The 24,646-nt window shown below is 63.2% G+C and carries 27 protein-coding genes; 11 read left to right on the top strand and 16 right to left on the bottom strand.

The window, feature by feature from the left end; all coding sequences use genetic code 11:
* Positions 1–25 precede the first annotated feature (25 nt).
* Positions 26–607, top strand: a complete 582-nt coding sequence (locus NDI72_RS11860) for a peroxidase-related enzyme (RefSeq protein ID WP_283800557.1) — start codon at positions 26–28, stop codon at positions 605–607.
* Positions 608–626: 19 nt separating this feature from the next.
* On the opposite strand, the gene NDI72_RS11865 is transcribed toward NDI72_RS11860, so the two are convergent.
* A complete protein-coding gene (locus NDI72_RS11865; protein ID WP_283800558.1) occupies positions 627–1,175 on the bottom strand; it encodes a L,D-transpeptidase family protein in 549 nt (182 codons plus the stop codon).
* A gap of 154 nt (positions 1,176–1,329) precedes the next feature.
* On the opposite strand from NDI72_RS11865, the gene NDI72_RS11870 reads away from it, so the two are divergent.
* Together NDI72_RS11870 and NDI72_RS11875 are read left to right on the top strand one after the other, a co-directional pair.
* Entirely contained in the window at positions 1,330–2,013 is a 684-nt protein-coding gene (locus NDI72_RS11870; RefSeq protein WP_113153456.1) for a response regulator transcription factor, read from the top strand.
* 53 nt (positions 2,014–2,066) lie between these two features.
* Entirely contained in the window at positions 2,067–2,522 is a 456-nt protein-coding gene (locus NDI72_RS11875) for a Crp/Fnr family transcriptional regulator (RefSeq protein WP_206548006.1), read from the top strand.
* Between the two features lie 95 nt (positions 2,523–2,617).
* Here NDI72_RS11875 and NDI72_RS11880 read toward each other — a convergent pair whose 3' ends face one another.
* The 6 genes from NDI72_RS11880 to tesB all read right to left on the bottom strand — a co-directional run bounded on the left by NDI72_RS11880 (position 2,618) and on the right by tesB (position 10,105).
* Entirely contained in the window at positions 2,618–3,427 is an 810-nt protein-coding gene (locus NDI72_RS11880) for an exodeoxyribonuclease III (RefSeq protein ID WP_113156068.1), read from the bottom strand.
* A gap of 143 nt (positions 3,428–3,570) precedes the next feature.
* The gene (locus NDI72_RS11885; RefSeq protein WP_283800559.1) at positions 3,571–4,206 is read right to left on the bottom strand and encodes an outer-membrane lipoprotein carrier protein LolA; all 636 of its coding nucleotides are present in this window, start codon (positions 4,204–4,206) and stop codon (positions 3,571–3,573) included.
* A 108-nt stretch (positions 4,207–4,314) separates the two neighbouring features.
* On the bottom strand, positions 4,315–6,915 hold the full coding sequence (locus tag NDI72_RS11890) for an FtsK/SpoIIIE family DNA translocase (RefSeq protein WP_283800560.1): 2,601 nt from the start codon (positions 6,913–6,915) through the stop codon (positions 4,315–4,317).
* A 393-nt stretch (positions 6,916–7,308) separates the two neighbouring features.
* Positions 7,309–8,655 (bottom strand): ammonium transporter AmtB, encoded by a 1,347-nt coding sequence (gene amt / locus NDI72_RS11895; RefSeq protein WP_283800561.1) that lies wholly within the window; start codon positions 8,653–8,655, stop codon positions 7,309–7,311.
* Between the two features lie 25 nt (positions 8,656–8,680).
* The gene (locus NDI72_RS11900) at positions 8,681–9,019 is read right to left on the bottom strand and encodes a P-II family nitrogen regulator (RefSeq protein WP_113153460.1); all 339 of its coding nucleotides are present in this window, start codon (positions 9,017–9,019) and stop codon (positions 8,681–8,683) included.
* Between the two features lie 219 nt (positions 9,020–9,238).
* Positions 9,239–10,105, bottom strand: coding sequence for an acyl-CoA thioesterase II (gene tesB / locus NDI72_RS11905; protein WP_283800562.1), 867 nt, complete (start codon positions 10,103–10,105; stop codon positions 9,239–9,241).
* 131 nt (positions 10,106–10,236) lie between these two features.
* On the opposite strand from tesB, the gene NDI72_RS11910 reads away from it, so the two are divergent.
* The 3 genes from NDI72_RS11910 to NDI72_RS11920 all read left to right on the top strand — a co-directional run bounded on the left by NDI72_RS11910 (position 10,237) and on the right by NDI72_RS11920 (position 13,234).
* Positions 10,237–11,481, top strand: coding sequence for a ubiquinone biosynthesis hydroxylase (locus NDI72_RS11910; protein WP_113153462.1), 1,245 nt, complete (start codon positions 10,237–10,239; stop codon positions 11,479–11,481).
* Positions 11,482–11,537: 56 nt separating this feature from the next.
* The gene (locus NDI72_RS11915) at positions 11,538–11,975 is read left to right on the top strand and encodes an OsmC family protein (protein WP_113153463.1); all 438 of its coding nucleotides are present in this window, start codon (positions 11,538–11,540) and stop codon (positions 11,973–11,975) included.
* Positions 11,976–12,103: 128 nt separating this feature from the next.
* Positions 12,104–13,234 (top strand): Glu/Leu/Phe/Val family dehydrogenase, encoded by a 1,131-nt coding sequence (locus NDI72_RS11920; protein ID WP_283800563.1) that lies wholly within the window; start codon positions 12,104–12,106, stop codon positions 13,232–13,234.
* 62 nt (positions 13,235–13,296) lie between these two features.
* On the opposite strand, the gene msrA is transcribed toward NDI72_RS11920, so the two are convergent.
* Positions 13,297–13,938, bottom strand: coding sequence for a peptide-methionine (S)-S-oxide reductase MsrA (msrA, locus tag NDI72_RS11925; protein ID WP_502888398.1), 642 nt, complete (start codon positions 13,936–13,938; stop codon positions 13,297–13,299).
* Positions 13,939–14,122: 184 nt separating this feature from the next.
* On the opposite strand from msrA, the gene NDI72_RS11930 reads away from it, so the two are divergent.
* On the top strand, positions 14,123–15,436 hold the full coding sequence (locus tag NDI72_RS11930; protein WP_283800564.1) for an MFS transporter: 1,314 nt from the start codon (positions 14,123–14,125) through the stop codon (positions 15,434–15,436).
* 205 nt (positions 15,437–15,641) lie between these two features.
* On the opposite strand, the gene NDI72_RS11935 is transcribed toward NDI72_RS11930, so the two are convergent.
* From NDI72_RS11935 to NDI72_RS11960, 6 genes are all read right to left on the bottom strand, one after another.
* Positions 15,642–16,424, bottom strand: a complete 783-nt coding sequence (locus NDI72_RS11935) for a succinate dehydrogenase iron-sulfur subunit (protein ID WP_113153467.1) — start codon at positions 16,422–16,424, stop codon at positions 15,642–15,644.
* A 12-nt stretch (positions 16,425–16,436) separates the two neighbouring features.
* Entirely contained in the window at positions 16,437–18,284 is a 1,848-nt protein-coding gene (gene sdhA / locus NDI72_RS11940; RefSeq protein WP_113153468.1) for a succinate dehydrogenase flavoprotein subunit, read from the bottom strand.
* Between the two features lie 8 nt (positions 18,285–18,292).
* Positions 18,293–18,676 carry a succinate dehydrogenase, hydrophobic membrane anchor protein gene (gene sdhD / locus NDI72_RS11945; RefSeq protein ID WP_113153469.1) on the bottom strand — a complete coding sequence of 128 codons (384 nt, stop codon included), beginning with the start codon at positions 18,674–18,676 and terminating at the stop codon, positions 18,293–18,295.
* Between the two features lie 2 nt (positions 18,677–18,678).
* Positions 18,679–19,086, bottom strand: a complete 408-nt coding sequence (gene sdhC / locus NDI72_RS11950) for a succinate dehydrogenase, cytochrome b556 subunit (RefSeq protein WP_113153470.1) — start codon at positions 19,084–19,086, stop codon at positions 18,679–18,681.
* 224 nt (positions 19,087–19,310) lie between these two features.
* A complete protein-coding gene (locus NDI72_RS11955; RefSeq protein WP_113153471.1) occupies positions 19,311–19,673 on the bottom strand; it encodes a hypothetical protein in 363 nt (120 codons plus the stop codon).
* A 7-nt stretch (positions 19,674–19,680) separates the two neighbouring features.
* A complete protein-coding gene (locus NDI72_RS11960; protein WP_113153472.1) occupies positions 19,681–20,172 on the bottom strand; it encodes a GNAT family N-acetyltransferase in 492 nt (163 codons plus the stop codon).
* A 155-nt stretch (positions 20,173–20,327) separates the two neighbouring features.
* Here NDI72_RS11960 and NDI72_RS11965 point away from each other — a divergent pair, with 155 nt between their 5' ends.
* From NDI72_RS11965 to NDI72_RS11975, 3 genes are read left to right on the top strand one after another with little or no spacing between them, the layout of a single operon-like run.
* Entirely contained in the window at positions 20,328–20,672 is a 345-nt protein-coding gene (locus tag NDI72_RS11965) for a hypothetical protein (protein WP_349632274.1), read from the top strand.
* A gap of 37 nt (positions 20,673–20,709) precedes the next feature.
* On the top strand, positions 20,710–22,035 hold the full coding sequence (locus NDI72_RS11970) for a hypothetical protein (protein ID WP_283800566.1): 1,326 nt from the start codon (positions 20,710–20,712) through the stop codon (positions 22,033–22,035).
* Between the two features lie 47 nt (positions 22,036–22,082).
* Positions 22,083–22,862 carry a COG3904 family protein gene (locus tag NDI72_RS11975; RefSeq protein WP_283800586.1) on the top strand — a complete coding sequence of 260 codons (780 nt, stop codon included), beginning with the start codon at positions 22,083–22,085 and terminating at the stop codon, positions 22,860–22,862.
* Positions 22,863–23,118: 256 nt separating this feature from the next.
* On the opposite strand, the gene NDI72_RS11980 is transcribed toward NDI72_RS11975, so the two are convergent.
* Positions 23,119–23,337, bottom strand: coding sequence for a helix-turn-helix domain-containing protein (locus NDI72_RS11980; RefSeq protein ID WP_206545680.1), 219 nt, complete (start codon positions 23,335–23,337; stop codon positions 23,119–23,121).
* A gap of 5 nt (positions 23,338–23,342) precedes the next feature.
* A complete protein-coding gene (locus NDI72_RS11985; protein ID WP_283800567.1) occupies positions 23,343–23,888 on the bottom strand; it encodes a DUF2975 domain-containing protein in 546 nt (181 codons plus the stop codon).
* A gap of 83 nt (positions 23,889–23,971) precedes the next feature.
* Here NDI72_RS11985 and NDI72_RS11990 point away from each other — a divergent pair, with 83 nt between their 5' ends.
* Positions 23,972–24,589, top strand: a complete 618-nt coding sequence (locus NDI72_RS11990) for a hypothetical protein (protein ID WP_283800568.1) — start codon at positions 23,972–23,974, stop codon at positions 24,587–24,589.
* Positions 24,590–24,646: the final 57 nt, after the last annotated feature.

Genomic DNA, 24,646 nt, shown 5'->3' on the forward strand with positions numbered 1-24,646 from the left:
TTCCTATCGAAAGGGTGTTCGCAAAATGACGCAACCGGTCACTGCATTGCATTTTCCGCCTCTTGAAGGGCTGAGCGAAGAGACGGAAGCCTATTTCGCAAAGTGCCGCGAAAAGCTGGGCCTCGTTCCCAACGTTCTGCTTGCCTATGCCTTCGATGAGAGCAAGCTCAGGGCGTTTACCCAGATGTACAACGACCTGATGCTGAGCGATTCGGGGCTTTCCAAGCTCGAACGTGAAATGATCGCCGTTGCCGTCTCCAGCGTGAACCACTGCTTCTACTGCCTGACCGCCCATGGCGCGGCGGTGCGCGAGCTTTCGGGCGATCCCGTGCTTGGCGAACTGATGGTCATGAACTACCGCGCGGCCCGGCTCGATCCGCGACAGAAGGCGATGCTCGATTTCGCGGTGAAGCTGACCGAAACCCCTGACAAGATCGAGGAAAAGGACCGGCAGGCGCTTCGCGAGAACGGATTTTCCGAGCGCGATATCTGGGACATCGCCGCCGTCGCCAGCTTCTTCAACATGACCAACCGCATGGCCGCTGCCGTCGATATGCATCCCAACCCCGAATATCATGCCGTGGCGCGGGAGCCCGCAGAGAGGTAACCGGCCCAGGGTCCTGCCCCTAGCGGTGAACCCTGATTCGGGTGCGCGGGCCGATCAGCGGCAGAATGCGGGCCATGGCCTGCGGCGAAACCGCGATACAGCCTTCGGTCGGCGGAAAACCGGGCCTGGCGATGTGGAAAAAGATCGCGCTGCCGCGATTGCGCATTGCCGGGCGCATGTTCCAGTCGGAGACCATGCACACATCATAGAGCCGGTCTTCACGCTCCATCCGTTCATGGCTTGCCGGATAGGGCAGCCGGACGGGGCGGTTGTAATTGCGGTCGCCGGAAGCATCGCACCAGCCATCGCGCGGATCGATGCGCGTCATCGCAAGGCGGGATGCGGGCGGGCCGGCGCGGGCGCGGTCGCCGCGAAAATAACCGTAGAGCAGGCGCATCCGGGTGAGCGGCGTTGCGCCGTCGCCCTCGCGTTTCAGCATGGTCGTGCCGCCGCGCCCGAGCGCACAGGGAAAAACGAGCGGCCCGACCGTCAACAGCGCCTGGGTCGGTTTTCCCGGCCTGCGCCGCACCTCGATCAGATCAACCTTTTTGCCGGCTTTGTACTGCATTCTGGGAAAAACCCGCGTCTTCGAATATGTTGCCCTGTGGAACAAATGTTCGCCATGGTCTTTTCGCACTGTCACGTTCCGCATAAAGCTGGAATGGTCAACACTGCAATTCCATTTGAACCAGCAAACGTTTTCCTGGATAGTGGATCGAATTATGACGTCACGCACCATCCTAATCGTTGATGATGATGAAGACCTGAGGACGACTCTCGTCGAGCAATTGTCGCTCTATGAAGAGTTCGACATTCTTCAGGAAGAAACGGCAACGAAGGGCATACAGGCTGCGCGCAGCGCAATTGTCGATCTGCTCATCATGGATGTCGGCCTGCCCGACATGGATGGCCGCGAGGCCGTCAAGCTTCTGCGCAAGGGCGGTTACCGCGCGCCGATCATCATGCTCACGGCGCAGGATACCGATTCGGACACCATTCTCGGGCTCGAGGCCGGCGCCAACGACTATGTGACCAAGCCGTTCCGCTTCGCGGTGCTTCTGGCCCGCATCCGCGCACAGCTTCGCCAGCACGAGCAGAGCGAGGACGCGACCTTCGCGGTTGGCCCCTACACGTTCAAGCCATCGCAGAAACTTCTCCTGGACGAGCGCGGCGGCAAGATCCGCCTGACGGAGAAGGAAGCCGCGATCATCAAATATCTCTACCGCGCCGAGCAGAAAGTGGTGACCCGCGACGTGCTCCTGGAAGAGGTATGGGGCTACAATTCGGGCGTGACGACGCACACGCTTGAGACACATGTTTATCGCCTTCGGCAAAAGATCGAGCGTGATCCTTCCAAAGCTGAAATTCTTGTGACAGAAAGCGGTGGTTATAAGCTCGTTCCGTGAGTCAGCGCGTAAGGCGTTTACAGATCGTCGGGGACGGGTCGGGGACGACGTAAATGGCGCTGGACGATGACATTCGCATTCTGTCCGGTGTGAGTCTTTTCGAAGGGTTCACGCGGGAGCAGTTGCGCCTCATGGCCTTCGGCGCCGAGAGCATGACGCTTTCCGCCGGACGGGATATCTATGGGGAAGGCGCTTTTGCCGACTGCGCCTTCATTGTCGCCTCGGGAAAAGTCGTCCTTTTCACCGAACATGACGACAGGCGGCAGATCATCGAAACGCTTGGGCCGGGCCAGATCATGGGCGAATTCGCGCTGATCGCGGAAGGCCGGCGCATGACCAGCGCGATGACCGAAAGCGAAACACGGCTGATCCGCGTCAGCCGCTCGACCTTTCACCGCATTCTCGAAGAATTTCCCGAAACGGCCATGCGCCTGCACCAGCGGATTTCGAAAAATCTGCAGGCGATGATCGCGCGCATGGAAGAGGCTGCGTCGCGCCTTATCCGGTGATTCGCACGGTTTGGGGATTTTTCCGGAATTTGCTCTGAAACGGGCTCGTTTTACGCCGTTTCAGGAAAAAACCGGAAAAATTCCGAAAAAAGAAATCAGCCGAAATCGAAGCCGGCAATCACCGGCACATGGTCCGACGGACGGTCCCAGCCACGCGCCTCGCGCAGCACCTCGATCCGGCTGAGCGCCGGCGAGAGGTTGGGCGACGACCAGATGTGATCGAGCCGGCGACCGCGGTCGGAAAGCGCCCAGTCCTTCGCGCGGTAGCTCCACCAGGTGAAGATCTTCTCTTCCGGCGGGATCTTCTCGCGCATCAGGTCCACCCAGCCGCCTTCCCTGCGCAGCCGTTCCAGCCCTTCGGTCTCGACCGGGGTGTGGCTGACCACTTTCAGAAGCTGCTTGTGCGACCAGACATCGGTTTCCAGCGGCGCGATGTTCAGATCGCCGACGAGGATCGAACCGGAATTGCCGTCCTCTTCCGCCCGCAGGGCGTGCATTTCGGCAAGGAAATCGAGCTTGTGGCGGAACTTCGGATTGATGTCCGGGTCGGGCTCGTCCCCACCGGCGGGAACGTAGAAATTGTGCAGGAGCACGGAACGGCCGGGCGCAGCCTCGACGGAAACGGAGATGTGGCGGGTGTCGCCCATGCCGCAGAACTCGCGCTTCTCGACCAGTTTCAACGGCCGGCGGGCAACGGTGGCGACGCCGTGATAGCCCTTCTGGCCATGGATCGCGATGTGTTCATAGCCGGCCTTGCGGAAAGCGGCGGCGGGGAACTGGTCGTCAGCGCATTTGGTTTCCTGCAGGCACAGGACATCCGGACTGTAGCGCTCCAGAAACTGCTCGACGAGCGGCATGCGCAGCCGCACGGAGTTGATGTTCCAGGTGGCGATGGAGAAGGGCATGGAAAGGGTCCGGGATTGATCGCTTGCGAGAAACGTAAAATTGCCCGGAAGCCGCCGCGAAGACAAGCGCGGCATTCTGCCGAAAAGGAAAAGGCCGGGCTGTCCACAGCCCGGCCCCTCATAAAACGCGCAGAAACGCCCGGTCAGCGCTTGTTGCGGCTCATCTTGTCGACGCGGCGATAGTCGATCTCGAACACGCTCGGATCGAAGGTCACGCCCTGCTGGACGTTGAAGATCATGACCGTCGTGTCCTTGCCCTGCGCGTCGGTGATGGTCCACTGGCGCAAATCGTAGGAGGCGGAATCGAACATCATGGTGATGGTCGAGTTTCCGAAGACCGACTTGTCGGCCATCTTGATCGTCGTCAGGTCATCGTCCTCGCGAACGGTCTGAACCTTGTCGCCGGACAGGTCGATGCGCTCGTCGAGCAGCAGCTTCAACGGCGTCTTGGACAGCGGATAGAGATCCGCCGTGTTGAGCTTCTTGTTCATGATCACCACCGAGCTGCCGTCGGAGGTAACGCGGAAGCCGGAGGGGGCTTCATAGTCGAAGCGGATCTTGCCCGGACGCTCGATATAGAACTTGCCGCCGGTCTGCTCGCCACGCGGCCCGAACTGCACGAACTCGCCCATCATGGTGCGGACGCTGGAAAAATGCGCCGCAATCTGATCGGCGCTCTGGGCGGCCTGCGCCACCGTCGGCGCGACAAGAGATGCCGCCAGAGCCAGTGCTGCAATGGCTGCGCGTCGCGCCAGAAAGTCGGTTGCCCGAAAAATCATCGTGTTCGATCTCCACATTTGCCCCACCGGTAACCAACCAGTAGGGCCGAATTTTGGCTGCCCGATAACGACCTGACGGGCCCCGGGTTCCAGCGTTGCGGGCCGGTGTCAGACCTCGTCCTGCTCGGTGGGCACGAGGATTTCGCGCTTGCCGGCGTGATTTGCCGGGCCGACGACGCCCTCTTCCTCCATGCGCTCGATGATCGAGGCGGCGCGGTTGTAGCCAATGCCCAGACGACGCTGGATGTAGCTGGTGGACGCCTTGCCATCGCGCAGCACCACGGCCACGGCCTGATCGTAAGGGTCTTCGGAATTGCCGAGATTGCCGCCGCCACTGGAGCCCGAGCCCCCGGAACCGCCATCTTCCTCGTCTTCATCCTCGGTCACGGCGTCAAGATAGTCGGGAATGCCCTGCGTCTTGAGATGCGCGACGATGCTCTCCACCTCGCCATCGGACACGAAGGGACCGTGGACACGCTGTATACGGCCGCCACCGGCCATGTAGAGCATGTCGCCCATGCCCAGAAGCTGCTCGGCGCCCTGCTCGCCCAGAATGGTGCGGCTGTCGATCTTCGACGTCACCTGGAAGGAGATACGGGTCGGGAAGTTGGCCTTGATCGTGCCGGTGATGACGTCGACCGACGGACGCTGCGTGGCCATGATCACGTGGATGCCGGCGGCGCGCGCCATCTGCGCCAGACGCTGCACCGCGCCCTCGATGTCCTTGCCGGCGACCATCATCAGGTCGGCCATCTCGTCGATGATGACGACGATGAACGGCATCGGCTCGAGATCCAGTTCCTCGCTCTCGTAGATCGCCTCGCCGGTCTCGCGGTCGAAGCCGGTCTGCACCGTGCGCTTGATCGTCTCGCCCTTCTTCTTGGCGGCGACGACGCGCTGGTTGAAGCCGTCGATGTTGCGCACACCGACCTTGGACATCTTGCGGTAGCGGTCTTCCATCTCCCGCACGGTCCACTTCAGCGCGACCACGGCCTTTTTCGGATCGGTCACGACCGGGGTGAGAAGATGCGGAATGCCGTCATAGATCGACAGTTCGAGCATTTTCGGATCGATCATGATCAGGCGGCACTGCTCGGGCGTCATGCGGTAGAGCAGCGACAGGATCATGGTGTTGATGGCCACCGACTTACCCGAACCGGTGGTGCCGGCAACGAGGAGGTGGGGCATCTTGGCAAGATCGGCGATGACCGATTCGCCATTGATGGTCTTGCCCAGCGTGAGCGCCAGCTTGGCCTTGCTCGATTCGAAATCGCGGCTGGCCAGAAGCTCGCGCAGGAACACGGTTTCGCGCGTCGAATTGGGCAGCTCGATGCCGATGGCGTTGCGGCCGGGAACAACGGCCACGCGGGCCGCTATGGCGCTCATGGAGCGGGCGATGTCGTCTGCCAGGCCAATGACGCGCGACGACTTGATGCCGGGGGCCGGCTCCAGCTCGTAGAGCGTGACGACCGGGCCGGGCCGCACGTGAATGATCTCGCCCTTGACGCCGAAATCTTCCAGAACGCCTTCGAGAAGACGGGCATTCTGCTCAAGCGCGTCGCGGGAAAGCGACGGATCCTTGGTCGACGTCTTGGGCTCGGCCAGAAGGTGCAGCTCCGGCAGCTCGAACGTGCCGCTATCGAGGAAGGAAGGCTGGGCCTCGCGGCGCACCCGCGCGCCCTCGGCAGGCCGGGGAGCCGGGTTTTCCACGCGCTGCGGCACAGCCGGCGCGGCAGCAGGAGCCGCCTGAGAGACAACGCGTCTCGGCGCGGCGGGCTGCTCCACGACACGGCGTGGTGCGGGCTCATCGAATTCGGGCTCCACATGGACGCGGGGTGCGGCCACGGGCGCATCATTGAAGTCGGGCTCGACGCGCGCCTCATCTCCGAAGTTGTCGCCGAAATCGTCATTGAAATCATCGAAGGGAACATCGTCCTCGATCGGCTCGGCAGCACGCCCGCGACGCCGCTCGCTCCGCTCGCCGCGCACAAGGTTGCGGCGGAAGAAGGCGCAGAACGACAGCCACCAATGGGCCATGTAGCCAAGGATGACCGAACCGCCGCTTTCTTCGTCTTCATCAAGCGTGTCGAAGGGCGTCTCGTCTTCCATCTCGTCGTCGAAGGTTTCGGCGTCGGGGCGCGAGAGAATGCCGGCGCCAAACGCAAGCAGCCAGCCAGAAGGCAGCGCCAGAACGGCGGCGATGACAAAGCCGAAAATGCCGCGCGGATAAGCACCGGTGAACTTGGCCGGAAGGGACAGGATCGCATCGCCGAGAACGCCGCCAAGTCCGGTGGGCAGTGGCCAGGTGGCGGGCGGCGCGAAAGCGCCGACAATGCCGGCAGCCAGAACCGCGCCCAGGAACCATGCGCCGGCGCGCTTCAGGCCGCGGTCGATTTCACGGCCAAGCAGGAGCAGCGCGCCCCAGCAGACGGCCGGAACCAGACCGACCAGCGCGGCCAGGCCGTAGAACTGCATGGCGAGATCGGAGAACACCGCGCCGGGATAACCCATGGCGTTGGTGACCGGATTTGCCGTGGCGTGGCTGAAACTGGGGTCTGCGACATTCCACGTGGCCAGCGCGGCCACCGCGAAGGCCACAAACGCCAGAAGCGCCAAACCACCGATTCGCGCCGCCTGACGACGCAAAAATGCCTGCAGACCGTAGCTGTTTTCACTCATGGCCAGGAATGCCGAAGACCCGGAACTCATGCGCACAATTCTCCGCTCGCGCTTGGTTTCCGACGCGAACCGCGCCGTAATGACTCAAGGCCGACCCTAGCGGCCCGATGGTTAAGGCGGCATTAACCATGGAGGGGTGGGCGATGATTTCTCGCCGCCCGACAAAAAAGGGCCCGGCGAACCGGGCCCATCAGGAAGGCAACCGGCCCGAAGGCCGATTGTCAGGCAAGGCATGCGACGACTTAAGTCATTACTGGAGCATCGGATTCATCCGAAATCCGGTTCCCACTTTTCGGTCCGATGCTTTAGATCGCCGTGCATCCATTTGGACGAACCAAGGACGATCTACATTCTTGCCGGAGCATCGGAACAACCCGAAAACCGGTTCCCACTTTTCGGTCCGATGCTTTTTCGGTCCGATGCTCATCTGCCATGCATGGGCATGAACTCGGGATAGGCTTCCACCCCGACTTCGGCCACGTCGAGACCGTTCATTTCGTCCTCGGCGCTGACGCGCAGGCCCATGGTCTGCTTGAGCACCATCCAGACCACATAGGAGACGACGAAGGTGAACGCGCCATAGGCGACGATGCCAACGATCTGCACGCTGAAGCTGGCGTCACTGTTGGTCAGCGGGACGGCGAGCGTGCCCCAGATGCCTGCAAGAAGGTGGACCGGGATGGCGCCGACCACATCATCGATGCGCAGCTTGTCGAGCAGCGGCACGGTGAGCACCACGATGATGCCGCCGACAGCGCCGATGACGATCGCCATGAACGGGCTGGGCGTGAGCGGCTCGGCGGTGATGGACACGAGGCCGGCCAGCGCGCCGTTCAGCACGAAGGTGATGTCGACCTTCTTGTAGAGCACCTGCGTGAGAAGCAGCGCCGCCACCACGCCGGCAGCCGCCGCGAGGTTGGTGTTGGCGAAGATGCGGCTGATATCGGAAGCATCGGCATTGGTGCCCATGGCGAGCTGCGATGCGCCGTTGAAGCCGAACCAGCCGAGCCAGAGAATGAAGGTGCCAAGCGTGGCGAGCGCCATGTTGGACCCCGGGATCGGCGAGACACGGCCATCAGAAGCATATTTGCCATTGCGCGCACCCAGAAGAAGCGCGCCGGCAAGGGCTGCCCAGCCGCCAACCGAGTGGACCAGCGTAGAACCGGCGAAATCCTGAAAGCCCATGGCGTCGAGCCAGCCGCCGCCCCACTTCCACGACCCGGCGATGGGATAGATGAAGCCGGTGAGAACGACGACGAAGATCAGGAACGGCCACAGCTTGATTCGCTCGGCCAGCGTGCCCGACACGATGGATGCCGCCGTGGCGACGAAAACCATCTGGAAGAACCAGTCGGAGGCGACCGAATAGTCACCCTCATTGGCCGTGCCGGCAGCCGGCCAGCTATAGGGCGCGAAGGAGCCGATATAGCCCGACACATCCACATACATCAGGCTGTAACCCACCACCCAGTACATGAGGCCGGCGATGGAATAGAGCGCGATGTTCTTGAGGAGCTGCATGGACACGTTCTTGGTGCGCACCATGCCGGCCTCGAGCATGGCGAAGCCGGCCGCCATCCACATGACCAGAAAGCCGCCCATCAGGAACAGCAGCGTGTTGAAAATGAAGGCCGTCTCGGCGGCCGAGGCGAATTCGGGCGCTGTTTCCTGCGCCAGCGCCGGCAGGGGCATGGTTGCCAACATGGCCGCCAGTGCGAGCCCGCCCGGCGCCAGCGGACTTGCGGCGCTTTTCAGTGTTCGATACATCATCTGATTCTCCATCGGAATATGCCGCCTAAAGCGCTTCGACGCCGGTTTCGCCGGTGCGGATGCGCACCGCGCGATCGAGCGCGTGGACGAAAATCTTGCCGTCGCCGATCTGGCCCGTGCGCGCGGCCTCGGCGATGGCCTCGACCGCCCGGTCCACCAGGTCGGAATCGACGGCCACCTCGACCTTGATCTTGGGCAGGAACGTCACGGCGTATTCTGCGCCGCGATAGATCTCCGTGTGTCCTTTCTGTCGTCCGTAGCCCTTCACCTCTGTCACGGTGAGGCCCTGAATGCCGAGGCCGGTGAGCGCTTCGCGCACGGCCTCCAGCTTGAAGGGCTTGACGATTGCCATCACGATTTTCATGGCAGTTCACCTTTGCTGTTGCGGGGTTCCCGCGGGTTGCCTGCATCGCGCGAACCGCCATGCGGGCCGCGTCAGCAAAGGAGAAACAAATGCCGTGCCAGTTTGACGGCGCGTCACTCAAGACATTGAAAAAGTTATGAAAAAAGAAAACCGGCGCTGAGAAAGCTCAACGCCGGCAAATCATAAGTGAACAATACTTAGGCAGAATATGCGATTTGCCTATTTTGTGCGCAGGCGCACCAGCCCTTCCTGGGCCACGGAAGCGACCAGCGTGCCATCGAGCGCATACAGGCTGCCGCGCGAGAAGCCGCGCGCGCCCTGCGCGGACGGGCTGTCCTGCGTGTAGAGCAGCCAGTCGTCGAGCCTGTGCGGGCGATGGAACCACATGGCGTGGTCGAGACTTGCCATCTGGATATCGGGATCGAAACCGTTGCGCCCATGGGCGAAGGTGGAGGTATCGAGCAGGGTCATGTCGGAGAGATAGGCAAGCACGGCGGCCTGAAGCGCGCGATCATCCGGCACAGGACCGGTGGTGCGGATCCAGACATCCTGGCGCGGCGGCAGCTTGTCGCGGCTGGTGTAGTGCTCGACGATGACGGGGCGCACTTCTATAGGACGCTCGCGCGCCCAGTAGCGACGGATGTTTTCCGGCACGCTGTCGCCGAACTCCTGCAGGAATTCGCGCTGGGTGCGCAGATTTTCCGGCGGGGTGACATCCTGCGGCATGGGGATCTGGTGGTCGAGGCCGGGCTCTTCCTTCTGGAAAGAGGCCGAAAGCGAGAAGATCGCATGGCCATGCTGGATGGCGACGACGCGGCGCGTGGTGAAGCTGCCGCCATCGCGGATGCGGTCGACCTCGTAGATGATCGGCACGGCGGGATCGCCCGGCCGCATGAAATAGCAGTGGAGCGAATGGACATGGCGGGCGGCGTGGACGGTGCGCTGCGCTGCAACGAGGGCCTGACCGATGACCTGACCGCCAAAAACACGTTGCCAGGCCGATTGAGGGCTGCGACCACGAAACAGATTGTGTTCCAATGTCTCAAGATCGAGTATGGCGAGTAGGTCTTGCATGGCCGACGACATTAACGGATCCCCTCCGGCAGCTTGAAACAATGGCTGACGGTTTCCAAGACGAAGGCGGGGGTCAAGTCAAGCCAAGCAGTGACACGCCCGGCGAATACGGGCACAGAACCGGTGACGAACGAGGTAACGGCATGGCCAAGAGCACGAAACAGACTTCCACGCGTGAGCTGGACATCCTGATTGCCGGGGCGGGCTATGTGGGCCTGGCGACCGCCGTCTCGATCTGCCGCGCGCAGCCGAACCTGAAAGTGGCGCTGGTGGATGCCGCGCCCGAAGGCGTGTGGCAGCGCGACGGACGCGCATCGGCCATCGCCGCAGCGGCCTGCCGGATGCTGAAGCGTCTCGACTGCTGGGACGAGATCGAGCCGGAAGCGCAGCCCATCACGGAGATGGAAATTACCGATTCGCGCACCGCCGACCCGGTGCGCCCCGTGCTCCTGACCTTTGGCGGCGAAGCCGAAGCGGGCGAGCCCTTCGCACATATGGTGATGAACCGGCACACCAACGGGGCGCTGCGCGCCCGCGCCGCCGAATGCGGCATCGAGATCATCGAGGGCGTGGCGGTGGAGGGTTTCACCGATATGGGCGGCCATGTGGAGGCCAGCCTTGCCGACGGCTCCACCTGCCGGGCACGCCTGCTGATCGCCGCCGATGGCGTGCGCTCGCGGCTGCGCGACATGGCGGGCATCAAGACCGTGCACTGGGGATATGGCCAATCGGGCATTGTGTGCGTGGTGGCGCATGAGCGCCCGCATCACGGCCGCGCGGAAGAGCATTTCCTGCCGGCCGGCCCCTTCGCCACCCTGCCGCTGAAAGGCAACCGCTCGTGCATCGTGTGGACCGAACGCACCGAGGATGCGGAGCGGCTGGTCAATGAGGACGACCTGGTGTTCGAGCAGGAGCTGGAGCTGCGCTTCGGCCTGAAGCTCGGCGAGATCCGCGTCGAGGGTCCGCGCCGGGCATGGCCGCTGGGACTGACGCTGGCGCGCGACTTCGTGAAGCCGCGCTTTGCGCTGGCGGGCGATGCGGCGCATGGCATCCACCCCATCGCCGGACAGGGGCTCAATCTGGGCTTCAAGGACGCGGCGGCGCTGGCCGAGGTGATCGTCGAGGCCGAGCGGCTGGGCGAGGATATCGGCGCGCTCGACGTGCTGCAGCGCTATGAGCGCTGGCGGCGCTTCGACACGGTGCAGATGGGCGTGACGACCGACGTTCTGAACCGGCTGTTCTCCAACGACATCGCCCCGGTGCGGGCGCTGCGCGATTTCGGCCTCGGGCTGGTTGAACGAATGCCCTCCATGAAGCGTTACTTCATCCAGCAGGCCTCGGGCATCGCCCCCGGCACGCCGAGACTGCTGCGCGGAGAGGCAATCTAGGGCGATCTGGCCTTTCCGTCTCAACGCACTATTTCAACGAGGAGAAGACCATGGCTATGAAACGGCATGCGAACGTCACCTGGAAGGGATCGCTGGTTGAGGGCTCAGGCAGCCTCGACACGCAAAGCGGTGCGCTTTCGGGCCTCCCCCTCGGCTTCAAGGCCCGCTTCGAGGACGAAAGCGGCAAGACCGGCACCAATCCGGAAGAACTCATCGCGGGCGCGCATGCAGGCTGTTTCGCCATGCAGCTCTCGCACATGCTGGCCGGCAACGACACGCCGGCCGACAAACTGGACGTGCGCGCCGATGTTTCGCTGCAGCCGGCCGAGGGCGGCGGCTTCGAGATCACCAAAAGCGCGCTGACACTGGTGGGCAGCGTGCCCGGCCTCGATGAAGCGAAATTCATCGAGATCGCCGAGAAGGCAAAGGCCTCCTGCCCCGTCTCCAAGGCGCTTGGCGCCATCGAGATCACGCTGGACGCCAAATACGGCTGACGACACTTTCGCGATGAAAACCGTCGGCCGACGCAACGGAAGGTCGTTCGATGGACACACTTCGCAACCAAAAACCGGGTGATGCAGCTAGACTTTCCTTACGGAACAAGTCGTTCGGGAGGAATGGCATGCTGCAGACCCACACACCGCGGACGCTGAAAACCGCGGCGCAGAAATCGACACTCACAATCACCGACATCACGGCCGAGGCCGCGAAGCTGGACGCGTTCGACAATCACGAGCGCGTCTGGCACGGCCGCGATGAGGTACGCGGCCTGAACGCCATCGTGGCGATCCACAACACGGTGCTTGGCCCCGGGCTGGGCGGCACGCGCGTGTGGCCGCACGAAACCTTCGAGGCCGCCCTCACGGACGTTTTACGCCTCTCGCGCGGCATGACCTTCAAATCAGCCGTGGCGGGTATGGCGTTCGGCGGCGGCAAGGCGCTGATCATCGCCAATTCCAAGACCGACAAGACGCCGGCTCTTCTGGAAGCCTATGCCGAGATGCTAGCCGCACTGGAAGGCCAGTTCTTCACCGGCGAGGATGTGGGCTTCACGGTCGCCGATGCGGACTTCCTGCGCGCCCGCACCCCCAATGTGACGGGCACCACGGTGGGCGGCAGCGGCAACCCCTCGCCCGTGACGGCGCATGGCGTTTTCCTGGGCGTGAAAGCGGCGCTGAAGCATCGCGGCGTCGACACACTTGAGGGCGTGCATGTGGCCGTTCAGGGACTGGGCTCGGTCGGCTGGACGCTGTGCGAGAAACTGCATGCGGAAGGCGCGCGGCTTTCTGTGACCGACATCGACACGGCCCGCATGGAACAGGCGAAAGAGGCGTTCGGCGCAGAGCCTGTCGCGCTTGATGCGATCCTGCAGGTTGAGGCGGATGTGTTTGCGCCATGCGCGCTGGGCGGCGTGCTTTCGGCAGAAACAATCCCCCTGCTTGGGGCAAAGATCGTTGCGGGCGCGGCCAACAATCCGCTCGTGAACCATGAAGACGCCCAGCTTCTGATGGAGCGCGGCGTGCTCTATGCGCCCGACTATGTGATCAATGCCGGCGGGCTGATCAATGTGGCGGCAGAACTCGCGCCCGGCGGCTATGACCGCGAGGCGACCATGGCGAAAGTGGCGAAGATCCCCGAAACGCTGACCGACATCTTCGAGCGCGCGGAAGCGCAGAAGCGGCCAACCAATGACGTTGCGGCGGAGATTGCCTTTGAGCGCATCGACGCCGCGCGGAACGACGCTGCGGGATAAGGCTCCGATCCAAGCTTGGGCGACGGGCGGGGAACAACCCGCCCCGCCCTGCCGGATGAGGATTACCTGATGCCGGTGAAGGCGGCGTCGCCCCAGACCTGCTGAACGCGCGCATCGCGGCCACAGCCCTTGCGATACCCCTTATAGGCATCCTTCTTCTTCACCAGTCCGAAGCGGGAGAGAATGCGCTCGTCGCTCTGATAGTAGTTCTGGTGATAGTCTTCCGCCGGCCAGAAGGTGGCCGCGCCAAGAACCGGCGTGACGACCGTGCCGCCGAGCGCCGCATTGGCCTCTTCCTTCGCCTTTTCGGCAGAGGCTTTCTGCTTGTCGCTCAGCGCGTAGACGGCGGTGGAATAGCTTTCGCCCCGGTCACAGAACTGGCCGCCGGCATCGGTGGGATCGACCGAGCGGAAGAAGATTTCCAGCAACCGGTCATAGCTGACCTGCGCATCGTCAAAATCGATCTTCACCACTTCACGGTGCCCGCCCGAGGCATAGTTGCGGTAGGTGGGGTTCTCGGTTCTGCCGCCGGCATAGCCGGACACCGTGTCGAGCACGCCCGGCACCTTGTCGAAATCCGCCTCGACACACCAGAAGCAGCCGCCGGCGAAAATGGCCGTCTGCTTTTCAGCCGATGCCGGCTGCGACACCGCCACCATGGCGGTGAAGGAAAAGGCAGCAGCCAAAAGGGAACGTCGCAACATGAAAATCTCTCCTGTGTTCCCGCACAGAGCTACCGCGCCGGGCGACGAATTCAAATCAAGCCGCTACACGCTTGCGTGAGGTGACGGGGTGGCGGGCCGCCTTCCCGCAACGGCATGCCGCCATGGACACACAGGCTGCCGGGAGGCAGTATCGCGACCCAACGAACGCGCAGGCAGGAAGACGATGCTCGGCATTCTCAGAAACCAGACATATAACCGGCTTTTCACCGCTCAGGTGATCGCCCTTCTGGGAACCGGGCTGATGACCGTGGCGCTGGGACTGCTTGCCTATGAACTGGCCGGAGCGGATGCGGGCGCGGTGCTGGGAACGGCGCTCGCCATCAAGATGATTGCCTATGTGGGCGTTGCGCCGGTGGCGCAGGCGCTGTCGGACAATCTGCCCCGGCGCGCGCTGCTCGTGTCGCTGGATGTGTTTCGCGCGGCGGTGGCGCTCTCGCTGCCCTTCATCACCGAGGTCTGGCAGATCTATGTTCTGATCTTCCTGTTGCAGGTGGCCTCGGCAAGTTTCACGCCCACTTTTCAGGCGGTCATTCCCGACATTCTGCCGGACGAGGAGGAATACACCCGCGCCCTTTCGCTTTCGCGGCTGGCCTATGATCTGGAAAACCTGATCTCGCCGATGCTCGCAGCCGCACTCCTGACCGTGATCAGCTTCCATTATCTGTTTGCAGGGACGGTGGCCGGCTTTCTGGTTTCGGCGGTTTTGATTCTCAGCATCACACTGCCCGCCGCCAAGGCCAAAACGCGCCGCAGCTTTGCCGAACGCACGACACGGGGGATGCGGATCTATCTCGCCACACCCAGACTGCGCGGCCTGCTGGCGATCAGCCTTGCCGTAGCAGCGGCGGGCGCGATGGTGATCGTGAACACGGTGGTTATCGTGCAGGCGCGGTTCGGCCTGAGCGAGGTGGAAGTCGCGTGGGCGTTCGCAGCCTTTGGCAGCGGCTCAATGGTGGCCGCGCTGGCGCTGCCGCAATTGCTGGACCGGGTTGCAGACCGGCCGGTGATGATCGCGGGGGCGGTTATCCTGACCGTCGGCACCGCACTTGGAGCGGCGGTGAAGAACTATGCGGCCCTGCTGCCGCTCTGGCTGGTGATCGGCATCGGCTACAGCGCCGCGCAAACGCCCTCAGGCCGGCTGTTACGACGCTCGGCGCAGTCGGAAGACCGTCCGGCGATCTTTGCCGCACAGTTCGCTCTGTCGCATGCCTGCTGGCTTCTCTCATATCCGCTGGCGGGGCAGCTTGGCGCGCGCATCGGCCTTGAAGCCACCTTCCTGGTGATGGCCGCGATCGCGGCGGTCGCTATCGTGCTTGCCGTAAAATTCTGGCCGGCAGAGGAGGCAGCGGACATTCCGCATGAGCATCCGGAACTTGCGCCGGATCACCCGCATCTGCGCGAACACAGGACAGGCGGGAAGCACCGTCATGCCTATGTGATCGACGACCTGCACCCACGCTGGCCGAGCGCGGCCTGACAGGGGCCGGGATTCCGAGAAGCGGAAACGAAAACGGGCCGGCAAAAGCCAGCCCGTCAATCTGATCTGAAAGCCTTTCACCCATACGGGCAAAGGCACCCCGGTTGGACGCGGAACACCGTTTCATGGAAACGCCGCTCCGCTCTCTCTGTTTGTCTTCGCAATTCCGGACGGAAAACCGGTTCCCGCTTTTCCTGGAATTGCGCTAGACGCGGCGCTCCACCATCATCTTCTTGATGTTGGCGATGGCCTTGGCCGGGTTCAGGCCCTTCGGGCAGGCCTGCGTGCAGTTCATGATCGTGTGGCAACGATAGAGCCGGAAGGGATCTTCCAGATTGTCGAGGCGCTCGCCCGTCTTCTCGTCGCGCGAATCGATCAGCCAGCGATAGGCCTGAAGCAGCACGGCAGGGCCGAGATAGCGCTCGCCATTCCACCAGTAGCTCGGGCACGAGGTCTGGCAGCAGAAGCACAGGATGCACTCGTAAAGCCCGTCGAGCTTGGTGCGGTCCTCATGGCTCTGCTTCCATTCGGTCGCGGGCTCGGGCGTGACCGTCTGCAACCACGGCTCGATGGAGGAGAGCTGCGCGTAGGGCACGCTGAGATCCGGCACCAGATCCTTGACCACCGGCATGTGCGGCAGCGGGTAGATCTTGACCGCGTCCTGAGCGACCTCATCCATGCCCTTGGTGCAGGCAAGCGTGTTGGTGCCGTCAATGTTCATGGCGCAGGAGCCACAAATGCCCTCGCGGCAGGAACGGCGGAAGGTCAGCGTCGGATCGATCTTGTTCTTGATGTAGATCAGCCCGTCGAGGACCATCGGCCCGCAATCGTCCATGTCGACATAATAGGTGTCGACGCGGGGATTGGCTTCATCGTCCGGCGACCAGCGGTAGATCTTGTATTCGCGCAGGTTGGTCGCGCCCTCGGGCTTCGGCCAGACCTTGCCCTCCTGGACACGGGAATTCTTGGGAAGGGTGATTTCGACCATGACTTCCTCGGCTCAGTAAACCCGCGCCTTGGGCGCGATTTTCTTGGGATCGATGCCGCCGTCTTCCGGCTTCAGCATCGGGTCGGTGTGGACGGGACGATAGTCCAGCGTCACCTTGCCGCTCTCATCGACCCAGGACAGGGTGTGCTTGCGCCAGTCCTCGTCGTTGCGGCCGCCCATCGGACCATCCTTGTAGTCCTCGCGGGCGTGCGCGCCACGGCTTTCCTTGCGCGCCTCGGCGCCGAAGACGGTGGTGATGGCGTTGGCCATCAGGTTTTCCAGCTCCAGCGCTTCCATGAGATCGGAGTTCCAGATCATCGAGCGGTCGGTGACCTTGATGTCGGGAAGCTCTTTCCAGACTGCGGTGATGCGCTCGCAGCCCTGCTCCAGCGATTCCTGGGTGCGGAACACGGCGGCGTCTTCCTGCATGGCGCGCTGCATCTTCTCGCGCAGCTCTGCCGTCGGCTGGGAGCCGTTGGCGTTACGCAGGCGGTCGAAGCGCTCCATGATCCTGTCGCAGGCGGCCTCGTTGAGCGCCGGAACCGGCGCATCGCGGTCGACAACCTCGCCGGCGCGGATGGCGGCGGCGCGGCCGAACACGACCAGATCGATCAGCGAGTTGGAGCCAAGACGGTTTGCACCGTGCACGGAGGCGCAGGCGGCCTCGCCGACGGCCATCAGGCCCGGCGCGATCGCATCCGGATCGTCCTTCGTCGGGTTCAGCACCTCACCCCAGTAGTTGGTCGGGATGCCGCCCATATTGTAGTGGACGGTCGGCAGGACCGGGATCGGCTCGCGGGTCACATCGACGCCAGCGAAGATGCGGGCCGATTCGGCGATGCCGGGCAGGCGCTCGTGAATGACCGCCGGGTCCAGGTGATCGAGATGCAGGTAGATGTGATCCTTGTTCTTGCCGACGCCGCGGCCTTCACGGATCTCGATGGTCATGCAGCGCGAAACCACGTCGCGGGAGGCAAGGTCTTTCGCCGACGGCGCATAACGCTCCATGAAGCGCTCGCCCTCGGAGTTGACCAGATAGCCGCCCTCGCCGCGCACACCCTCGGTGATGAGGCAGCCAGCGCCATAAATGCCGGTCGGGTGGAACTGCACGAACTCCATGTCCTGCAGCGGCAGACCGGCGCGGGCGACCATGCCGTTGCCGTCGCCCGTGCAGGTGTGGGCGGAGGTGCAGGAGAAGAAGGCGCGGCCATAACCGCCCGTCGCCAGAACCACCATCTTGGCGGAGAAGCGATGGATCGTGCCGTCTTCAAGGTTCCACGCCACGACGCCGGTGCAGACACCGTCGGTCATGATGAGATCGAGCGCGAAATACTCGATGAAGAACTCTGCGTGATTCTTGACGGACTGGCCGTAGAGCGTGTGCAGGATGGCGTGGCCGGTGCGGTCTGCCGCAGCACAGGTGCGCTGCACGGGCGGGCCGTCGCCGAAGTTCTGCATGTGGCCGCCGAACGGCCGCTGGTAGATCTTGCCTTCCTCGGTGCGCGAGAAGGGCACGCCGTAATGCTCGAGCTCGTAAACGGCGGCGGGCGCCTCACGGGCGAGATATTCCATGGCGTCGACATCGCCGAGCCAGTCGGAACCCTTCACCGTGTCATAGAGGTGCCACTGCCAGTGGTCGGGGCCCATGTTCTTGAGCGACGCGGCGATGCCGCCCTGGGCGGCGACCGTGTGCGAGCGGGTCGGGAAGACCTTGGTGATACAGGCCGTCTTCAGCCCCTGCTCGGCCATGCCGAGCGTGGCGCGCAGACCTGCGCCGCCAGCGCCGACGACGACAACGTCGAACTTGTGGTCGACATAGGTGTAGGCGTCTGCCGCCTTTTTATCTGTTGCCTTTGCCATAACCGGGTTCAGCCTCCGAAGGCGATCTTGAGAAGGGCGAAGAGGGAGACGACGCCCAGAATGAGGGTGAAGAAGATGTTGCCGATCATCAGGGCGACCTTGCAGCCCTCTGCGTGGATGTAGTCCTCGATGATGACCTGCATGCCGAGCTTCATGTGGTAGAGCACCGACAGGAGCGCGAACGCCAGAAGCACGGTGATGACCGGGTTGGCGATGGTCGCGCGGACCTCTTCATAGGATGCGCCATTGATGGCGATGACGAAGCCGATGAAGAAGATGACGAGCGGGACGTTGGCCACGGAGGTGAGGCGCTGACGCCAGAAGTGATCCGTGCCTTCCTTGGCGGAGCCGAGGCCGCGAACGCGGTTAAGCGGTGTGCGCATGTCGCTCATGATCAAAATCCTCCACGAACGGCGTAGCCGATGACCCACACGAGAATGGTGAGCACGATGGAAGCGGCGATGGTGGCCTTGGCCATTTTCGTCGCGGTGGCCTTTTCGAGGCCGCGGCCCGTGTCCCACACGAGATGGCGCAGACCGCCGATCAGGTGATGGATCATGGCCCAGGTGAAGCCGAACAGGACGATGCGGCCAAACCAGGAGCCGTAAATGCCGTTGACCAGGTCGAAGGTTTCCTTCGAACCGGCGGCGGCGGCCAGCCAGATGACGAAGAGCACCATGCCGAAATAAAGCGCGCCGCCGGTGATGCGGTGCACGATCGACATGACCATCGTCGGAATCGGGCGATAGATTTGCAGGTGCGGTGAAAGCGGCCTGGCTTTGACAGTTGTGGATTTGCTCATGGCTTCCCCAATTCGATACCGGCGCGGCGGGGTGGCTGTTGCGAGAGCGATATCGTATCCCGAACTCGCGCCCTGCGGCTGTGGCTTTCTAATGCGGTTTTTGCAGTGCGTCAAAGCCGCAACAGCGTTCCCTTCAACGAATATATCGCAGGTGTAACGCGTGGCGAGCGGCATTGCGCGGCTTCAAACGATTGAAGAGGATTTTTCGCGCGGCGACCTCCAAATCAGCGACGGCAGGTGATCGGCACCTTGCCGCTGACCATCCAGAGCGCCTCGCCGCCCTCAATCACGACGGCATAAAGCGACTCACCAAAACGAACGTGCTGGCCGGGCGGCGACGCCGGCAGCTCCAGCTCCAGCCCGCGCGGGCTGACGACGGAAATGCTCGAGCCCTTCGGGGTGATGCTCATCTGCATGCCGTCATCGCAGGTGAGCGTGACGGGACCGGTGAAGGCCGGCTTCGCGGCATCCGGCTTTTCAGGCGTTGCGGCGACACAGCCGGCGAGAATGCCCGCACAGCAAATGGCCACAAGCCCTGAAAGGCCGCGCTGGCGCAGCCGCATGAAGGTCGTTCCTGTAGATTTCATAATGCCTCTATTGCGCGTCCGAGCCGGGGGACCGATCCGCACCCTGGTCGAAACGAATGACATGCGTGGTCCAGTCGGCGGGGGCGGCCAGCGCCTCGTAGAGCTTGCGCCCTTCATCCGGCTGACGCGGCGCATTGAGCGCCAGACGGGCCCAGCCACGCTCTTCGGCCTGGTCGGCGATCACATCGACCAGCGCCTTGCCGATGCCCTTGCGGCGGTGATCGTGGTGCACGAACAGATGATCGACGAGGCCGTGCCGCATGCCCGACACCGGGTCCGGCAGGTCGTAGAACAGCGCAAAGCCGACCAGCGCGCCATCAAGGCTTGCGCCGACGACTTCGACCGCGCGGTCCTGCAGAAGCGTCTCGGCGTAATATTCGTCGGGGCGGCGCGGCGCACCGCGCTTCAGCGACTGCGTGTAAGCCGCCAAAAGCGGCGCCAGAACATGCGCATCCTTGAGACGCAGCGGATTGATGTCGATCTGATGATTCTCGCCCATGGAGCACCCTTCCCCGAAATTAACCACGTCTGTCAATCGGCATGTTCGCGCTGCATGCTCGACGTGACAAAGGTTAAGAAAAGCTTAATGTATGAGGATCGAGGGGGCCACGAGGATTTAAGGAGCGATGGCGCATGCCTTTACGATCTTTATTCGTGGCCGCGGCCCTTGTGGCCGCAGCGACGACTGCGCCGGCGCTGGCCGGCAGTTTTGATGGCGCAGGCCAGGGCCGCGTCTATGCGGACGCCTATGGCAATCTGGTGATCGAGAGCCGCGCGGGTTTCAAGCGCATCATGGTCGGCAAGGGCTATATGGCCGGCGACTATCAGGCGCTCGACCTCGAAACACCGCGCGAGACAGCCTATCTGGAGCGCGACGGCGGCAAGCTCTATCTGCGCCGGGCAAACCCGTGCACCGAGGGCGTGCTGATCAAGGGCCGCAGCTACATGTATGGCCTGCCAGACGGCGTGTTGCCGGTTCTGGTCGCGCCCTGCCGCTGAACCATTAAAACCGGAACAGGCGAGCACGGGAGGCCCCATGAGCCGAGAGGCCGAAACCGCCCGCGCGCTGCGCGGCCATATCGACCAGATGCAGACCATGACCCGCTTCGTGCTGGCGACGCTGGCGCTGGCAAGCGGTGTCTACACCTATCTCGGCGTGCGCAGCCTGCTGGACGGCACCGCGACGCTCGTGTTTCTCGCCGCCGTCATCTATTCGGCGGCGGTTTCGGTCGGCATTTACGGGTTCTGGACCTATCTCATCCGCTTTCTGCCGGAAATGCGCGACGCGGGCTCACGCATGGCGCTCTTCGGCGTGATGGGCGTGGGCTGCCTGATGATCGTCGCCATGTCCTCCTGGCTGAACGCGGCCGCGCTGGCGGGCTCGGCTGCGGTGGAGCAGCATCTGGCGGAAACGCTGGAAGACTATACGGGTGATCTCGATCAGGCTCATTCCAATGCGCTGGGCGCGTTATCCCTGCTGCCCGACATTCAGCGCGCGGCGGAACGCTTTTCGCGGCTTGCCGAAGAGGAGCGCAATTCCGGCGCGCTGACCGGCACGTCGGGCTCGGGCAGCGTGGTGCAGCTTCTGACCCAGATGTCTGCGCAAATGCGCGAGCTGGAAAGCACGATCCAGAATTCACGCGAGACGGTGAGCGAGCAGTTTCAGCGCGGGCAGGAGCGGCTTGCGGAAATGCGCACGCTGGTTTCGGCCCCCGGCCCCATCCAGCCGCGCTCCGACCGTTTCGCGGAGGAAGCCGTGGCGCTGGCGGGCGTGATCGCCGCGCTGGAGCAGACCTCCATCGCGCCCTCCGTGGCGCGCGCGGCAGCGGATCTTTCCGCCGGCTTCATCGCGCCGGTTGCGGATGGCCGCTCAGGCGATCTGGCAGACCGTCAGGATGCGGTGATGGCGACGGTGCGCAGCTCGGTCGCCGCCCAGTCCAAGGCGCTGTCGGATGCGGCGGAGGAAATTCTCGCACAGCCGAAAGTGGCGGAACGCCGCTATGTGCCGCTTTCCTCGGCTGAAGCTGTGCTGCGCTATGCAGGCAGCTTCCTGCCGAGCTGGGCAGGCGCGATCTCCATCGACCTATTGCCGGCTGTTCTGGTGGGCGTGCTTGCAGTGGTGTTCGCCTCGATCCGCCGGGGCGAGGCCGAGCTGACCCCGGCAGACCGGATCACGGCGGCGGACATGATGCGCTCGCTCGAGCTGCATGATGCGATCATGGCCCGCAAGGCTGCTGCGGAGACGCAGACACCGCCCGAACCGACAGAAGCGCAGCCTGTTCCGCCCGAAGCAGAGCCGCAGCCGTCGCGCAACATCACCCCGCTTTCCACACTCACCGACCGCAAACGGCAGGAACCATGAGCGACCATCTGGCTTCCCTCGACGAGAAACCGCAGCGCGGCCTTCTGATGCGCTATTTCAGCCGCTTCGATGACGGCAAGCTGATGCGCTGGGCCTTTGTGGGCGTTTTGATTGGCTCGGCAGCCGTGCTGGGCATGGATCTGCGCGAGATGGTGGACCGCAATGGCGGGCTCTGGCCGGCAGAGAGCGCCGACCCGATGAAGCGCAGCGTGACGGTTCTTCCGCCGGCGGTGGAAACGCATGGCGCGCGCGAACAGTCGGCCGATCCGCGCCGGTTCGTGCGGACGGATCGCGATGCGCTGCGTGACCCGGTCAGCTTCACGCTGAAGGCGGGCGGCGTGCTGGCCGCCAATGGCGCAATCGACCAGGGGGCGGCGGCGCGCTTTGAGAGCGAGCTGGAGGCGCGCGGCGAATATGTGACGCATGTGGCGCTCAATTCGCCCGGCGGTTCGCTTGAGGACGCGATGGCGATTTCCCGCCTGGTGCGGGAACGCAATCTGGCGACCAGTGTTGCCGATGGCGCGATCTGCGCCTCGTCATGCCCGCTCATTCTGGCCGGCGGCGTGGAGCGGCAGGCCGGAGACAGGGCCGCCATTGGCGTGCACCAGTTCTATGCAGCGGAAGAAATGAACAACCCGGCGCAGGCGATGGCCGATGCGCAGATCATCACGGCCCGGATCTCCCGCCATCTGGACGAGATGGGCGTTGACCCGGCGCTCTGGCTGCACGCGCTCGATACGCCACCGCGCGCGCTCTACTATCTGACGCCCGAGCAGATGAAGGATTATCGCCTCGTCACCGGCCCGCTGAAACTGGCGCGGAACTAGAGCAATATGAGGGCTTCCTTCTCCCCGCTCGCGGGGAAGAAGGGGCCGGCAAGGGGGGATGAGGGGCTGGCGCGGCGCATGAGAACCTCGCCGTATTGTGCATTCACAGAACCTGGCGCTCGCCCCTCATCCTCACCTTCTCCCCGCTCGCGGGGAGAAGGGGGCGTTGAAGGCGGCGCCTTGATGGAGCCCCCTTCAACAGAAACGGGCGTGAACCCGGAGGTCACGCCCGCTGCACGGTCTAAAGCCTGTCTTCTCAGCCTTCCTCGGGTGCAGGCTGAAATTCGAGCAGGTCGCCCGGCTGACAGTCGAGCGCCTGACAGATTTTTTCCAGCGTCTCGAAGCGCACACCGCGCACCTTGCCGGATTTGAGCAGGGACACATTCTGCTCGGTGATGCCGATCATCTCGGCGAGTTCCTTGGAGCGCATCTTGCGGCGCGCCAGCATGACATCCAGATTGACGACTATCGGCATGGCGATCACACGAAGTCGCGCTGTTCGGCACGGACATCGGCCGCAACGGCCATGAGCCGGCCCGTCATGTACATGATGCAGGCAATGAGAAGCGTCAGCAGCTCCGAACTGCCGAAACCGAGTGTCAGCATCTTTTCTCCGGGCGGATTGCCCATGGTGAGCGCCAGGATCATCAGCATGCGCAGGAGAATGCCGCCGGCGGCCAAGGCGACAAAGGCCGCGCTGGCGCGCCCCATCCAGTGCGCGGATTCGCCCGAAAGCGGCTCTTCGGCAGAAAACGCACCGAACATGCGCCAGACGCTATAGAGCGCGGCAAACAGAAGACCAAGCTGGATGGCAATCAGCGCTGCGGTGATGGCAACCGCAGACGAGGTGAACACAAGCGGGCCTGACAGGTCGAGCTTCTCCCGCACCTGTTCCTCAAAGAACACTGCGTCGTTCAGCGACGCGAAGAAGAACACAGCCACCGCAAGGGCGATCAAAGCCCCGCACACCAGAACAATGCCCTGCATCAGCCGGCTGAGCCGCCGCAGGCGCGTCACGTCTTGCATACCAATCTCCGTTTGATTGAATTAATTAATGTATTACGATAATTAATTATCTCGATTCGTTTCTCATGAAAAGGGCCATACCGATGTTTTTTCGCAAACGCACCGTGACAAGCCTTGCCGGCGTCTTCTGCGCTGCCGTGCTTTCCGCCTGTGTTTCGGGCAATCCCCGCACGCTTTACGAACTGTCAAAGTTCGATCCGCTCAGCGCCGACCCGGCAGGCATCGCCGTGGCGGTCAAAACGGACAGGACGCTTCATCTGAGGCAGGGAGACGTGATGCTGCGCATGGCGCTCGCGAGCGAGGACAAGAACAGGGCTTTCGATGAACGCTTCGTGCTGACGGTGATCGAAGACAAGGAGCCTGCGGGCTTCGGTCAGGCATTGAAGCCCAATGAGCATGTCCTCTCCGCCGCCATCGCGGCAGAAGACCGGCAGCGCTTCAGGGCTGCACAGGCCAGAGCCCGCGCGGCGCGGGCCGAAGATGCAACGGAAGGCAAGGGCTCGATCAGCGTCTCGATCAATGGCGGCTGCACAAGCGGCCCGCTGGACCTGAAGGAAACAACGGTGCGCAGCTATATGCGCACACAGGCCGGCGGGCGCTTCTTTCCGCTGACGGGGGAGATGAAAATCACAGAAGTTCTGGGAAATAAAAAATCGTCAGCGATTCGAATCCCCTCCTGCGAAATAAAATTATCGAAATAAAAAACAAAACAATCCTCTGAAGAATAAAATTACGTCCACAACCAAGGATTTAAAAAG

Source organism: Nitratireductor sp. GZWM139, assembly GCF_030068685.1.
Taxonomy (GTDB): Bacteria; Pseudomonadota; Alphaproteobacteria; order Rhizobiales; family Rhizobiaceae; genus Nitratireductor; species Nitratireductor aquimarinus.

Bases quoted from the DNA above. Each gene is read 5' to 3' on its own strand.
- NDI72_RS11990 (WP_283800568.1), top strand. From the start codon at position 23,972: ATGTTTTTTCGCAAACGCACCGTGACAAGCCTTGCCGGCGTCTTCTGC.
- NDI72_RS11975 (WP_283800586.1), top strand. From the start codon at position 22,083: ATGCGCTATTTCAGCCGCTTCGATGACGGCAAGCTGATGCGCTGGGCC.
- NDI72_RS11930 (WP_283800564.1), top strand. From the start codon at position 14,123: ATGCTCGGCATTCTCAGAAACCAGACATATAACCGGCTTTTCACCGCT.
- NDI72_RS11985 (WP_283800567.1), bottom strand. From the start codon at position 23,888: ATGCAAGACGTGACGCGCCTGCGGCGGCTCAGCCGGCTGATGCAGGGC.
- NDI72_RS11870 (WP_113153456.1), top strand. From the start codon at position 1,330: ATGACGTCACGCACCATCCTAATCGTTGATGATGATGAAGACCTGAGG.
- NDI72_RS11900 (WP_113153460.1), bottom strand. From the start codon at position 9,019: ATGAAAATCGTGATGGCAATCGTCAAGCCCTTCAAGCTGGAGGCCGTG.
- amt (WP_283800561.1), bottom strand. From the start codon at position 8,655: ATGATGTATCGAACACTGAAAAGCGCCGCAAGTCCGCTGGCGCCGGGC.
- NDI72_RS11875 (WP_206548006.1), top strand. From the start codon at position 2,067: ATGGCGCTGGACGATGACATTCGCATTCTGTCCGGTGTGAGTCTTTTC.
- NDI72_RS11920 (WP_283800563.1), top strand. From the start codon at position 12,104: ATGCTGCAGACCCACACACCGCGGACGCTGAAAACCGCGGCGCAGAAA.
- tesB (WP_283800562.1), bottom strand. From the start codon at position 10,105: ATGTCGTCGGCCATGCAAGACCTACTCGCCATACTCGATCTTGAGACA.
- NDI72_RS11980 (WP_206545680.1), bottom strand. From the start codon at position 23,337: ATGCCGATAGTCGTCAATCTGGATGTCATGCTGGCGCGCCGCAAGATG.
- NDI72_RS11860 (WP_283800557.1), top strand. From the start codon at position 26: ATGACGCAACCGGTCACTGCATTGCATTTTCCGCCTCTTGAAGGGCTG.
- NDI72_RS11970 (WP_283800566.1), top strand. From the start codon at position 20,710: ATGAGCCGAGAGGCCGAAACCGCCCGCGCGCTGCGCGGCCATATCGAC.
- NDI72_RS11890 (WP_283800560.1), bottom strand. From the start codon at position 6,915: ATGAGTTCCGGGTCTTCGGCATTCCTGGCCATGAGTGAAAACAGCTAC.
- NDI72_RS11865 (WP_283800558.1), bottom strand. From the start codon at position 1,175: ATGCAGTACAAAGCCGGCAAAAAGGTTGATCTGATCGAGGTGCGGCGC.
- NDI72_RS11955 (WP_113153471.1), bottom strand. From the start codon at position 19,673: ATGAAATCTACAGGAACGACCTTCATGCGGCTGCGCCAGCGCGGCCTT.
- NDI72_RS11885 (WP_283800559.1), bottom strand. From the start codon at position 4,206: ATGATTTTTCGGGCAACCGACTTTCTGGCGCGACGCGCAGCCATTGCA.
- NDI72_RS11910 (WP_113153462.1), top strand. From the start codon at position 10,237: ATGGCCAAGAGCACGAAACAGACTTCCACGCGTGAGCTGGACATCCTG.
- NDI72_RS11915 (WP_113153463.1), top strand. From the start codon at position 11,538: ATGAAACGGCATGCGAACGTCACCTGGAAGGGATCGCTGGTTGAGGGC.
- msrA (WP_502888398.1), bottom strand. From the start codon at position 13,938: ATGTTGCGACGTTCCCTTTTGGCTGCTGCCTTTTCCTTCACCGCCATG.
- NDI72_RS11960 (WP_113153472.1), bottom strand. From the start codon at position 20,172: ATGGGCGAGAATCATCAGATCGACATCAATCCGCTGCGTCTCAAGGAT.
- NDI72_RS11935 (WP_113153467.1), bottom strand. From the start codon at position 16,424: ATGGTCGAAATCACCCTTCCCAAGAATTCCCGTGTCCAGGAGGGCAAG.
- sdhC (WP_113153470.1), bottom strand. From the start codon at position 19,086: ATGAGCAAATCCACAACTGTCAAAGCCAGGCCGCTTTCACCGCACCTG.
- sdhD (WP_113153469.1), bottom strand. From the start codon at position 18,676: ATGAGCGACATGCGCACACCGCTTAACCGCGTTCGCGGCCTCGGCTCC.
- sdhA (WP_113153468.1), bottom strand. From the start codon at position 18,284: ATGGCAAAGGCAACAGATAAAAAGGCGGCAGACGCCTACACCTATGTC.
- NDI72_RS11880 (WP_113156068.1), bottom strand. From the start codon at position 3,427: ATGCCCTTCTCCATCGCCACCTGGAACATCAACTCCGTGCGGCTGCGC.